Origin of the sequence: Streptomyces sp. NRRL S-37, assembly GCF_000721605.1 — a bacterium.
Classification (GTDB): Bacteria; Actinomycetota; Actinomycetes; order Streptomycetales; family Streptomycetaceae; genus Streptomyces.
Window position 1 is genome coordinate 1 of the sequence record NZ_JOIZ01000039.1, and the last position, 11,639, is coordinate 11,639.

Annotated in this window: 7 protein-coding genes; 3 read left to right on the top strand and 4 right to left on the bottom strand. The window is 73.2% G+C overall.

Annotated features, from left to right (window positions below; genetic code table 11):
- Positions 1 to 316: 316 nt before the first annotated feature.
- The gene (locus tag IH50_RS0135295) at positions 317 to 865 is read right to left on the bottom strand and encodes a MarR family winged helix-turn-helix transcriptional regulator (protein WP_030872067.1); all 549 of its coding nucleotides are present in this window, start codon (positions 863 to 865) and stop codon (positions 317 to 319) included.
- A 139-nt stretch (positions 866 to 1,004) separates the two neighbouring features.
- Here IH50_RS0135295 and IH50_RS0135300 point away from each other — a divergent pair, with 139 nt between their 5' ends.
- A complete protein-coding gene (locus IH50_RS0135300; RefSeq protein ID WP_030872070.1) occupies positions 1,005 to 2,267 on the top strand; it encodes an MFS transporter in 1,263 nt (420 codons plus the stop codon).
- A 39-nt stretch (positions 2,268 to 2,306) separates the two neighbouring features.
- Here the strand turns inward: IH50_RS0135300 and IH50_RS0135305 are convergent, their stop codons facing one another.
- Together IH50_RS0135305 and IH50_RS0135310 are read right to left on the bottom strand one after the other, a co-directional pair.
- A complete protein-coding gene (locus tag IH50_RS0135305) occupies positions 2,307 to 3,974 on the bottom strand; it encodes an ATP-binding SpoIIE family protein phosphatase (RefSeq protein ID WP_030872073.1) in 1,668 nt (555 codons plus the stop codon).
- A 173-nt stretch (positions 3,975 to 4,147) separates the two neighbouring features.
- Entirely contained in the window at positions 4,148 to 5,527 is a 1,380-nt protein-coding gene (locus IH50_RS0135310) for an NAD(P)/FAD-dependent oxidoreductase (RefSeq protein WP_030872076.1), read from the bottom strand.
- Between the two features lie 378 nt (positions 5,528 to 5,905).
- On the opposite strand from IH50_RS0135310, the gene IH50_RS0135315 reads away from it, so the two are divergent.
- On the top strand, positions 5,906 to 6,664 hold the full coding sequence (locus IH50_RS0135315; protein ID WP_078914211.1) for a TetR/AcrR family transcriptional regulator: 759 nt from the start codon (positions 5,906 to 5,908) through the stop codon (positions 6,662 to 6,664).
- A gap of 670 nt (positions 6,665 to 7,334) precedes the next feature.
- Here the strand turns inward: IH50_RS0135315 and IH50_RS0135320 are convergent.
- Positions 7,335 to 9,449 carry an asparagine synthase-related protein gene (locus IH50_RS0135320; RefSeq protein ID WP_030872081.1) on the bottom strand — a complete coding sequence of 705 codons (2,115 nt, stop codon included), beginning with the start codon at positions 9,447 to 9,449 and terminating at the stop codon, positions 7,335 to 7,337.
- A 717-nt stretch (positions 9,450 to 10,166) separates the two neighbouring features.
- Here IH50_RS0135320 and IH50_RS0135325 point away from each other — a divergent pair.
- Positions 10,167 to 11,591: a hypothetical protein gene (locus tag IH50_RS0135325; RefSeq protein WP_030872084.1), complete on the top strand. Its 1,425-nt coding sequence runs from the start codon at positions 10,167 to 10,169 to the stop codon at positions 11,589 to 11,591.
- Positions 11,592 to 11,639 lie beyond the last annotated feature (48 nt).

The window sequence follows — 11,639 nt, forward strand, 5'->3', positions numbered from 1 at the left end:
CGCGTTTCCCTTTCCGGCGGTTCCGACTCTATCAGATCCTTTCGGGCCTGATTCCCGGTCAGAGCGGGTTGTCTTCCCGGCCGTTGGGCCGTTCCGACGTCTCAAACCTTAGCGGACTCTCTCCGTGTTCCTCAAATCGAGGGTTGGAATTGAATTCGGGCACGCCGAAATCGTTCCCACTGGGAGGTCGTACTGGGGTTTTGAGTGCCGCTGATGCGGCGGAAGGTGCTGTCGAAGAACCGTTACGGCCCCGTGGCAACCCGAAGAACCTTACGGATCGGGGAGGTGGCTGTCAACAACCCCCGCCCAAGATTTTTCAGTCCAGGTCGCTGAGGCGTCCGCCGGCGTCCGGCTGGGCGTGTTCCACCCGGCGCAGGAGGCGGGTGAGGACCTCGCCCAGCGTCGCCCTCTCGTCCTGGTCGAGGTCCTGGAGGAGGTCCTCCTCGAAGACGGTGGCCAGGCGCATCGCCTCGAGCCACTTCTCGCGGCCGGCGGAGGTCAGCTCCACGATCACGCGGACCCGGTTGGTCTCGTCCCGCTCCCGGTCGACCAGCCCCTCGGTGACCATGCGGTCGATCCGGTGGGTCATGGCGGCCGGGGTCAGACCGAGGCGCTTGGCGAGGTCGCCGGGGCCCATGCGGTACGGGGCGCCGGAGAGGACGAGGGCCTTGAGGACCTCCCAGTCGGCGTTGGTGATGCCGAGCTCGGCGGTCTGGCGGCCGTAGGCGACGTTCATACGGCGGTTCAGGCGGGACAGCGCGTTGACGATCTTCTCGACCTGGGGGTCGAGGTCCTGGAACTCGCGCTGGTAAGCGGCGATCTGCTCTTCGAGTGTCGGCTCGCCGAGGCCGGAGGTATCGCCCATGTCCGCAGTATGGCACGCCCCTGCTTTGCCTTGAAGTCCTTCACTGTGTAGCCTTTAGCATCGAACTTTAGCTTCTAAGTCTTCACTCCTAACTACTTGCTTGAGAGAGGTGAACGTGACCAGGGCGAGGGGCGCGGCGATGCGCCGGATCCACGTGGGCAACGCACTCAGCGCGTTCGGGTTGGGCTTCACGGTCCCGTATCTGTACGTCTACGTGGCGCAGGTGCGCGGGCTGGGAGCCATGACGGCGGGTCTCGTGCTCGCCGTCTTCGCCGTGGCCGCGCTGATCGTGCTGCCGTTCGCCGGACGGGCGATCGTCCGGCGCGGCCCGCTGCCGGTGCTGCTCGTCGCCCTGGTCACGGCCGCGGTCGGGGCGCTGAGCCTGGGCCTGTCGAGTGGTGCGGCGACCGTGCTGCTGTCGGCGGCGGCGCTGGGTGCCGGGCAGGCGGTGATGCAGCCGGCGCTCGCGACGATGATCGTGGACTGCTCGACCACGGAGAACCGGTCGCGGGCGTTCGCCACGCAGTTCTTCCTGCAGAACCTCGGGCTCGGCGTCGGCGGTCTCATCGGTGGTCACCTCGTGGATCCCACGGAAGCGGGTTCCTTCGTCCTCCTTTTCGCGATCGAGGCGGCGATGTTCCTGCTGCTGGTCGTGGTGATGGCGACGGCGCGGATGCCGCACGCGCCGCGCGTCGGGGGCGCTCCGGCGCAGTCGGCCAAGGGCAGCTGGAAGCAGCTGCTGGGCAACCGGGCCATGGTGCAGCTGTGTGTGCTGGGCTTCGTGCTGTTCTTCGCCTGCTACGGACAGTTCGAGTCGGGGCTGAGCGCGTACGGCGTCGAGGCCGCCGGGATCTCCACCTCCGCGCTGGGGACGGCGCTGGCCGCGAACACCCTGATGATCGTGGTCGCGCAGTTCGCGGTGCTGCGGTTCGTCGAGCGGCGCAAGCGCTCGCGTGTGATCGCGTCCGTGGGGCTGATCTGGGCCGTGGCGTGGGCCGTGGCCGGATACGCGGGGCTGGGGAACGGGAGCCAGGCGATGGCGACCACCGCGTTCATCTCGACGTACGCGCTGTTCGGGCTCGGTGAGGCGATGCTGTCACCGACGCTGGCGCCGCTGGTCGCGGATCTCGCGCCGACCGGGATGGCGGGGCAGTACAACTCCGCGTTCGCCCTGGTGAAGCAGCTCGCGCTGGCCGTGGGACCGGCCGTGGGCGGGCCGCTGGGCGCCTCGCTGCACGCGCCGTACGTGGTGATCTTCCTGTTGTTCTCGCTGGGCATCACGGTGCTGGCGGTGCGGCTCGGGCGGCACCTCACGGATGTGCAGGACCAGCCGTCGGTGGCGCGGAGCCGTGTGGTGGCGCAGGGCGGCGCGGCAGCGGGACAGGCTCCGGCGCACGCCTGATCCACGCGCCCCGGCCTCACCTCCGTACGCCCGGCTCTTCTACGAGCCGGGCGTCTTCGGTTTCGGATTCGGTTTCGGCAGGAGGAACTCGCACCAGACCGCCTTGCCGCCGCCCGGAGTGCGCCTGCTGCCCCAGCCGGAGGCGATCGTCGCGACGATGGCGATGCCCCGGCCGGACTCGTCGCCGGGTTCCGCGCGGCGGCGCCTCGGCAGGTGGTCGTCGCCGTCGGTGACCTCGATGGTCAGGCGGCGGTCGGTGCGGCGCAGCCGCAGCCGCATGGGCGGGGTGCCGTGCTGGAGGGAGTTGGCGACCAGTTCACTGGCGGCCAGGACACCCAGGTCGTGCAGCTCGACGGGGAAGCGCCAACTGGTCAGCACGCCGGAGGCGAAGGCACGCGCGCGGGGGGCCGCCTCGACCCCGCCGAGCAGTTCCAGCGCGGCGTTGCGGAAGAGCTCGCTCTCCGCGCCCTTGCGGGCGGGGTGCTGGAGGACCAGGACGGCGACGTCGTCGTCGTGCTCGGGGGTGACGCCGGCCGAGCGGACCAGGCGGTCGCAGACGACCTGGGGACTGCCGGTGGCTCCGGCGAGGGCACGCTCCAGGGCGGCGATGCCCTCGTCCAGGTCCTCGTTCCTCCGCTCGACCAGGCCGTCCGTGTAGAGGACGGCGGTGGAGCCGGGGGTGAGGGGGACGGAGCCGGACGCGTGCATCCAGCCGCCGGTGCCGAGCGGGGGGCCGGTCGGTTCGTCGGCGCGCCGGACGGTGCCGTTCTCGTCGCGGACCAGGATGGGCAGGTGGCCGGCGGAGGCGTACACCAGGCTGCCCTCGTTGGGGTCGTGGACGGCGTAGACGCAGGTGGCGATCTGGTTGGCGTCGATCTCCATGGCGAGGCCGTCGAGGAGCTGGAGCACCTCGTGCGGCGGGAGGTCGAGCCGCGCGTAGGCCCGTACGGCCGTACGGAGCTGGCCCATGACCGCCGCCGCGCGCACCCCTCGTCCCATGACGTCGCCGATGACGAGGGCGGTGCGGCCGCCGCCCAGGGTGATCACGTCGTACCAGTCGCCGCCGACGGCGGCCTCGGTGCCGCCGGGGTGGTAGGTGGCGGCGACGCGCAGGTCGTCGGGTTCCTCCAGTTCCTGGGGGAGGAGGGAGCGCTGGAGGGTGACGGCGGTCTCGCGCTGGCGGCGTTCGCTGGCGCGCAGGCGTTCGGCGGCCTCGGCGTGGTCGGTGACGTCGGTGGCGAAGACCAGCACGCCACGGCCCTCGACCTCGGTGACCGGGGTGCAGGTGAAGGTGTAGGAGCGGCCGTCGGGGGCCTTGCGGGACTTCACCGTGCGGGGCTTTCCGCTGCGCAGGACCTGGTCGAGGAGGGGCAGCAGGCCGAGTGCCTCCAGCTCGGGGAGGGCTCCGCGCGCGGGGGCGCCGATCGGGCGGGCGCCGAAGGCCGCCGTATAGGCGTCGTTGACGTAGGCGATGCGGTGGTCGGGGCCGTGGACCAGGGCGACGAGGGAGGGGACGTGGTCCAGGACCTCGCGTACCTTGAGCTCGTCGACGGCGGGCACGGGCCGTACGTCGTCGGTGAGCTGTTCGGCGCGGGCTCCGGGCACGGAGCCCTCTCCCCGCCGGTCCGGGGAGACCGCCTGCTCGTTCCGCGCTGCGGCGCGGCGCTGCGTTCCGGGGAGCCGGGCGCTCCAGCGCGTGAAGTTCACGAATCCTTGCCTCGTTTAGTTGTCGGCGGCCGGAAACCGGGACCGGCCGGGGGCCCGGGGGCCGCACCGGGGTGGGCGGGGGCCCGCCCGCGGTGGTGGACCAGTCTGGCAGGGTGCCGACCGGGCCGGCATCCGTCAGACGCCGGTCCGGCCGCTGGAGTTCCTGGGTCCGGTCAGGACGACCCCTTCGGGTTGTGCGGGGGGTCCTGAGAAGGTTTTCCACCGGCCGCCAGTTCGAACTCCGCCCGGGGGTGTTCGAGTGAACCGAGTGAGACGACCTCTCGTTTGAAGAGCCCGGCGAGCGTCCACTCGGCGGCGACCCGCGCCTTGCGGTTGAAGGTCGGGACCCGGCTGAGGTGGTAGGTCCGGTGCATGAACCAGGCGGGGTAGCCCTTGAGCTTGCGCCCGTACACCTGGGCGACGCCCTTGTGCAGTCCGAGGGAGGCGACGGAGCCGGCGTACTTGTGGGCGTACGTCTCCAGTGGTTCGCCCCGCAGGGAGTGGACGACGTTGTCCCCGAGGACCCGCGCCTGGCGGAGTGCGTGCTGCGCGTTGGGGGCGCACTCCCGCCCCGGCTCCCGCGCGGTGATGTCGGGGACGGCGGCGGCGTCCCCGGCGGCCCACGCGTGCGCGGTGCCGTCCACGGCCAGCTCCGCGGTGCACTTCAGCCGGCCTCGCCCGTTCAGCGGCAGATCGGTGGCGGCGAGGACGGGGTGCGGTTTGACGCCGGCGGTCCACACGACCGTACGCGTGGGGAAGCGTGACCCGTCGCTGAGCACGGCGACGCGGTCGGCGCAGGACTCCAGCCGCGTCCCGAGACGTACGTCGATGTTGCGCCGGCGCAGTTCGGTGACGGTGTACCGGCCCATCTCCTCCCCGACCTCGGGCAGGATCCGCCCGGACGCCTCGACGAGGATCCACTTCATGTCCTCGGGGCGGATGTTGTGGTAGTACCGCGCGGCGTAGCGGGCCATGTCCTCCAGCTCGCCGAGCGCCTCGACGCCCGCGTAGCCGCCCCCGACGAAGACGAAGGTCAGGGCGGCGTCCCGGAGGGCGGGGTCGCGGGTGGAGGAGGCGATGTCCATCTGTTCGAGGACGTGGTTGCGCAGGCCGATGGCCTCCTCCACGGTCTTGAAGCCGATGGCGTGGTCGGCGAGACCGGGGATGGGCAGGGTGCGCGACACGGAGCCGGGTGCGAGGACCAGTTCGTCGTACGCGATCCGCTGCCCTCCGGTGCCTTCCTCGCCGGTGGCGAGCGTGCTGACGGTGGCGGTGCGCTCGGCGTGGTCGATGCGGGTGGCCTCACCGATGACGACGTGGCACCGGTCGAGGACACGACGCAGCGGTACGACGACGTGGCGAGGGGAAATGGCACCGGCGGCCGCTTCGGGGAGGAAGGGCTGGTACGTCATGTACGGGTCCGGGGAGACGACCGTGATCCCGGCCGCGCCCCGCCCGAGTTCCCGTTTCAGCCTCCGCTGGAGGCGCAGGGCCGTGTACATCCCGACGTAGCCGCCGCCGACAACGAGAATGCGCGCACGTTCCTTCACCATCCCATGACGCACCCGGCGCTTGCGTTTGTCCACAGCCCCGACGAATTGTGTGACCGGAGGACCCGTGCGCACCGGGTTGGCCGATTCACCGACCCTGCCGGAATTCGCCCAGCTCAGCAGCGGTGAGCCGACCCTCGTCCAGGGGTACATTCAGGACGTATGCGCCCCGTACTCCGATCGGGGGGCGCTCCGTGCGGAACCTGCCTCTTCTGAATTGACTCCCTCTCAACTATGTTCGTCTGTCGACGGGGTGTAGGGGGATGTGCTCACCGGGCTCGCGACGGGCGGGGCCGACAAGCCGGGCCTGTTCCGCACGCCCCGGACATCAATGGCGGGGAGAAGTCTCCGGGGGGAGACGTCATTACCGGGGGAATACATATGCATGTTCAGGACTCTCATTGGTCTTCCGCTCTCGCGGCCGGCGCGACGATGAGCGCGCCCAAGGGCGGCGGGCGCCCGGACGGGACGCGTACGACACCGCTGCGCGTGGACGCCCAGCGCAACCTGGAGCACGTGCTGCGTGCCGCGCGGGAGGTCTTCGGCGAGCTGGGTTACGGCGCGCCGATGGAGGACGTGGCACGCCGGGCACGGGTCGGCGTGGGCACGGTGTACCGGCGCTTCCCGAGCAAGGACGTCCTGGTGCGGCGGATCGCCGAGGAGGAGACCTCCCGGCTGACCGACCAGGCGCGGGCGGCGCTCGGCCAGGAGGACGAGCCGTGGTCGGCGCTGTCGCGTTTCCTGCGCACGTCGGTCGCGTCCGGCGCGGGGCGGCTGCTGCCGCCGCAGGTGCTGCGGGTGGGTGTGGCGGAGGAGCACGGTCTGCCGGACCAGGCGCGGTTGCCGCAGCAGCGGACGCAGGCGGTGGGTGAGCTGCGGCTGGTGCCGGAGGCGCCGGTGGCGCCGGTGGCCGTGGGGGCGGAGGACGACGCGGGGGCAGCGCAGCTGCTGGACGTCGTGGGGCAGTTGGTGGACCGGGCGCGGGCCTCGGGGGAGCTCCGGCCGGATGTGTCGGTGTCCGACGTCCTGCTGGTGATCGCGACGGCGGCGCCGTCCCTGCCGGATGCGGCGCAGCAGGCTGCGGCGTCGGCGCGGTTGCTGGACATTCTGCTGGAGGGGTTGCGTTCACGCCCGGCGTAGGGGGTGCGCGGTGGGGCTGCGGCCCCGGCGCTTCGCGGGTGCCCCTGCGTTGGTGTGGGCCGGGGTCACGCCGCCCGGCGCCTCGCGGTGCCCTGCGTTGGTGTGGGCCGGGGGGTGTTTGCGCAGCCCGGCGCTTGCGGGGTGCCGTCGCGCCCACCCGTGCCGCCCTGGGGGTACCTCCCAGGCCCTTAAGGCACTGGGGGAGGCACGACTGCCCGCGGATTGCGCGGCACGACTGCCCGCGGATTGCGCGGCACGGCTGCCCGCGGATTGCGGGGCATGCGGCTGCCCGCGGATTGCGGGGCGGGGGCGGTAGCGATGCAGGCGCGTGCGGCGGGGAGGGGACGGGGCGGGGGCGGCCGCCCGCAGTGGCTGGCGCGTCCGCGCCTTGCGCCCCTTCCGGCGAGGGCAGTCGCGCCGGTCCGAGGACGGACACCCCCGACGCGGCCCCGGCCCACCCACCGGCCGTAGGCGCGCCCCAGCCCCCACCGAAGCCGCACAGGCGCCGCAGGCATCCCACCCACCGGACCGCAAGCCACACCACAGGCACAAGCCCCTCACCCCACCGAGGCGGACAGCCACACCACAGGCACGAGCCCCTCACCCCACCAGGGCGGACAGCCACACCACAGGCACGAGCCCCTCACCCCACCAGGGCGGACAGCCAGGGTCAGCGGGTGCCGGCGCCGAGGGCGCCGCGTTGGGGGGCGATGCCGCCCGGGACCGCACGCTGGCGGGCCGGGGTGCCGGTCCAGCAGGTCCCCCTGCGGGCCAGCAGACGGCGCAGCCACACCTCCAGAGCGACCAGATCCGCCAGACCGTCCAACGGCAGCGGCTCGCCCTCCGCCGCGCCCCGCAGGGCCTTGCGCACCACCCGCGCCTCGACCAGCCCCGCCTCCGCCAGCAGCGGCGTGTCGAACAGCGCCACCAGCGAGTCCTCCGCCACCCGCAGCCCCGTACGCGCCGCGGCCGCCGGGCCGGCCGCCCCCGGCGCCCCCCAGCCCGGCGGCAACTCCCGTACCCCCGCCCCCTCCAGCACCGACCGCAGGATCGACGCCCGCGCCCCCGGCCGCACCCGCAGCGCCTCCGGCAGCGCCCGGCACGCCCGCACGACCTGGTTGTCGAGGAACGGCGCGTGCAGCCGCTGGGAGCGGATCTCGGCCGCCTGTTCCAGCACCCGCAGATCCGCCGCATGCCGGGCCAGTGCCGCCCGCGCCCGGAAATCGCCGGGCCGCTGCCCCGGCCCCACCTCGGACCGCCACGTCGACGCCTGCAGCCGAACCGATACTTCAGCCAGCGCCTCACCCGTCAGCCAGCGCGCCGCCGGCCCGGGTCTCCCCCAGGTCAGCGCGGCCAGCGAGGCATCCGCCGCACCCCCGGGCCCGTCGCCGTCCAGCCTCCGCTGCAACAGCCGCTCCGCGAGCGACTCCAGCCCCGCCCGGTACGGCGTGCGCGCCAGCCGCCGGGCGGCGGCGTACACGCGCGCGGGCACCATCACGGACCCGTCGGCCTTGGCCAGCGCGGCCACCGGCCGCACCAGATGCCGCCGCTTGCGGTCCATCAGCAGATCGGCGAGCCGCGCCGGATGCGCGTCCAGCACCTGCTTCGCCCCGTACCCGGTGAAGTGGTCCGCGCTCCCCGCGGCCAGCCGCGCCCGGTGCCGCGCGGCCGACACCAGCGAGGGTCCGGGCTCGTCCGTCAGCGGCCCGTCCAGATCGACGTACGGAAGCGTCGACTCCGCGCCGGTCACCACCACGTGGTGCAGCCGCGGATTGGCGGCCAGCGCCCCCGCCCGCGCCAGCTCGTCGTCGTCCCGCGCCCCGCCGGACCCACCGGCGAGGTCGTTGAAGGTGACGGCCAGCAGCCGCTCCCCCGCCCCCGTCCCGTGCCCCAGCACGGTCCCCGGCATCCCGGGCAGCCCCGCGGCCAGCAGCGCCAGCGCCCCGGACGCCGGTCCGCCGGACAGATCCGCCCCGATCCCCGGTACGGGCGTGCCGCGGGCCGCCCGCCGCTCGGCGGGCCCCATCCCGGGGACGGGCCCGGGGTCGATACCGGCGCCGGGAACGTGCCGGGGCGCGGCCAGCCGTGTCCGTACGGCCTCGACCAGCGCGTCCCGCACGGCGTCCACCGCGTGGTCGGGGTCGGCGGGCGGCGCGGCGACGGCGAGCGAGGCGACGGGTTCGTACCCGGCGATCTCGCGCGCCCCGGCGCGCAGGATCAGCGCATGCCCCGGCGGAACGCGTTTCACGCCGTCGTACGGGGTGGAGTCGTGGAGCGCGGCCGGCACGTCGGGGGCGGCGAGCAGCGCGGCGAGGTGTCCGAAGTCGAGGTTGGCCTCGATGAGGTCGGCGAGCGGCAGCGCGGCGGTCGCGTACGCGGTGCCGCCCGCCCAGGGGGTGTGGAAGACCGGCCGGGCGCCGGCGAGATCGCCGCAGACGGTGACCCGGCGCCCCACCTGCACGACCGCCGTGTAGCTCCCCGGCCAGGCGGTCAGGTGCCGCAGCGCCCCGCCCCGCGCGGCGAACAGCGCGACGCGCAGTTGTTCGTCGGAGGCCCCGCACGTGCCGAGGACGGCGATCCGGGTCTGCTCGTCGGCCGTGACCACCCGCACCTCGTCGGGGCGCCAGTCGCCGACCGCCCAGAGCGGGTCGGGGTCGCCCCACAGCGGCTGGGATCCCACGGGGCGCACGGTCTCGCCGTCCACCCCGGTGGCGCCGGCGGAGCCGGCGGGGCCGAACCCCGTGGCGCCCGCGGCGGTGCTGCTCCATCCCACCAACCACCGCATCGCCGCCTCCACATGCTGTGGACAACCAGTGCACCGTACGAACCGGTTCCCCATGCTGCCATGAAGGAGGCGCTCAGGAGGGGTGCCGGAGCCGTACGCGCTCCGTCGAATGCGCCCCGGCGGAGACACGCGCCCCGCCCCGGACGGGCGCACGCCACGGAGGGGTCACCGTACCGGCGCCGCGCGGCCGGTCCCCTCATCACGACGTGAATGCGCCCCCACAGCGCGCCCCTTGAACCCTCAACGCGCCGTCAACTACCAGCATAGAAGCGGTGATACACCCGAAAGAGTGGGGGTGATTTTCAGCCAAATCGGAGTGCCGAGGTCATTCTCGAACACGCTCCGTACAGGCTCTGCGCACCGCTGGGCGGTCGCGCAGTCCGGGAGACGGGACACGCCTCCCGGACCGTTCCGCCACCCGCGGGGATGAAGGCGGCGGTGTCCCCCAGCCCACTGGATCCAGTACAGCGGGCCGACCCACGCACCGACCATGGAACCGCTCCCGCGGTGGCCGGAGAAGAGCGCACGCACGGGCGCACGGCCACACACCGGGAGCACGTCGCAACTGCGCGTATCGGACCCGTACTTCAGTACGGACCACAATCCCGCCATCCGGAAGAATGCCCCTTAACGCTTGGGATGCGGCGAACTACGCTGGGTTTACGAATGCCGCATGGTTATGCCAGCGCGGCAGCCGTCTGTGTCGAGGGGTGGCGCATGTCCAGGGAGCAACGCGGGCCGAACGAAAAACTCGGCGCCGTTCTCGCCCTCGCGGGAATCTCCAACGCGGGCCTCGCGCGGCGCGTCAACGACCTCGGCGCCCAGCGAGGACTGACGCTTCGCTACGACAAGACGTCGGTGGCGCGCTGGGTGTCGAAGGGCATGGTGCCGCAGGGCGCCGCTCCGCACCTGATCGCCGCCGCCATCGGCCAGAAGCTGGGCCGTCCGGTGCCGCTCCACGAGATCGGCCTGGCGGACGCGGACCCCGCACCCGAGGTGGGCCTCGCCTTCCCCCGTGACGTCGGACAGGCGGTGCGCTCCGCCACGGAGCTGTACCGGCTGGACCTGGCGGGCCGCAGAGCCGGCTCCGGCGGCATCTGGCAGTCGCTCGCCGGATCGTTCGCGGTGAGCGCGTACGCGACGCCCGCGTCGCGCTGGCTGATAACCCCGGCCGACAGCTCGGTGGCGCGTGAGGCGAACCCGGCCGACGGCTCCGGGGCACCGGCCAGAGTCGGCCACAGCGATGTGCGCAAACTGCGGGAGGCCGCCGAGGACGCCCGCCGCTGGGACTCCAAGTACGGCGGAGGGGACTGGCGTTCGTCGATGGTCCCCGAATGCCTGCGGGTCGAGGCGGCCCCGCTGCTGCTCGGCTCCTACTCCGACGACGTCGGCCGCTCCCTCTTCGGCGCGGCGGCCGAACTGACCCGCCTGGCCGGCTGGATGGCCTTCGACACCGGCCAGCAGGAGGCCGCCCAGCGCTACTACATCCAGGCCCTGCGCCTGGCCCGCGCGGCGGCCGACGTCCCGCTGGGCGGTTACGTGCTCGCCTCGATGTCGCTGCAGGCGACCTACCGGGGCTTCGGCGACGAGGGCGTGGACCTCGCCCAGGCCGCCCTGGAGCGCAACCGGGGACTGGCCACCGCCCGCACCCTGAGCTTCTTCCGCCTCGTCGAGGCACGCGCGCACGCACGCGCGGGAGACGCCCAGGCGGCCGGTGCCGCCCTGAAGGCGGCGGAGAGCTGGCTGGAGCGCTCCCGTCCAGGCGACAGCGACCCGACCTGGCTCGGCTTCTACTCCTACGACCGTTTCGCCGCCGACGCCGCGGAGTGCTACCGCGACCTGAAGGCGCCCCGTGAGGTCCGCCGCTTCACCGAGCAGGCGCTCTCCAGTCCCACGGAGGAGTTCGTGCGCTCGCACGGACTGCGGCTGGTCGTCTCGGCGGTCGCCGAACTGGAGTCGGGCAACCTGGACGCGGCCTGTGCACAGGGGGTGCGCGCGGTGGAGGTCGCGGGCCGTATCTCCTCCGTCCGCACCACCGAGTACGTCAGGGACCTCCTGCACCGTCTGGAGCCCTACGGCGACGAACCCCGCGTGGCCGAACTGCGGGAGCGCGCCCGCCCACTGCTGATGACGACCGCCTGACCCGATCCGCGCCGAGAAACCGCCTTTCGGGTTTGAACGCGCTGTCAG

Bases quoted from the DNA above. Each gene is read 5' to 3' on its own strand.
- IH50_RS0135310 (WP_030872076.1), bottom strand. From the start codon at position 5,527: ATGGTGAAGGAACGTGCGCGCATTCTCGTTGTCGGCGGCGGCTACGTC.
- IH50_RS0135295 (WP_030872067.1), bottom strand. From the start codon at position 865: ATGGGCGATACCTCCGGCCTCGGCGAGCCGACACTCGAAGAGCAGATC.
- IH50_RS0135325 (WP_030872084.1), top strand. From the start codon at position 10,167: ATGTCCAGGGAGCAACGCGGGCCGAACGAAAAACTCGGCGCCGTTCTC.
- IH50_RS0135320 (WP_030872081.1), bottom strand. From the start codon at position 9,449: ATGCGGTGGTTGGTGGGATGGAGCAGCACCGCCGCGGGCGCCACGGGG.
- IH50_RS0135315 (WP_078914211.1), top strand. From the start codon at position 5,906: ATGCATGTTCAGGACTCTCATTGGTCTTCCGCTCTCGCGGCCGGCGCG.
- IH50_RS0135300 (WP_030872070.1), top strand. From the start codon at position 1,005: ATGCGCCGGATCCACGTGGGCAACGCACTCAGCGCGTTCGGGTTGGGC.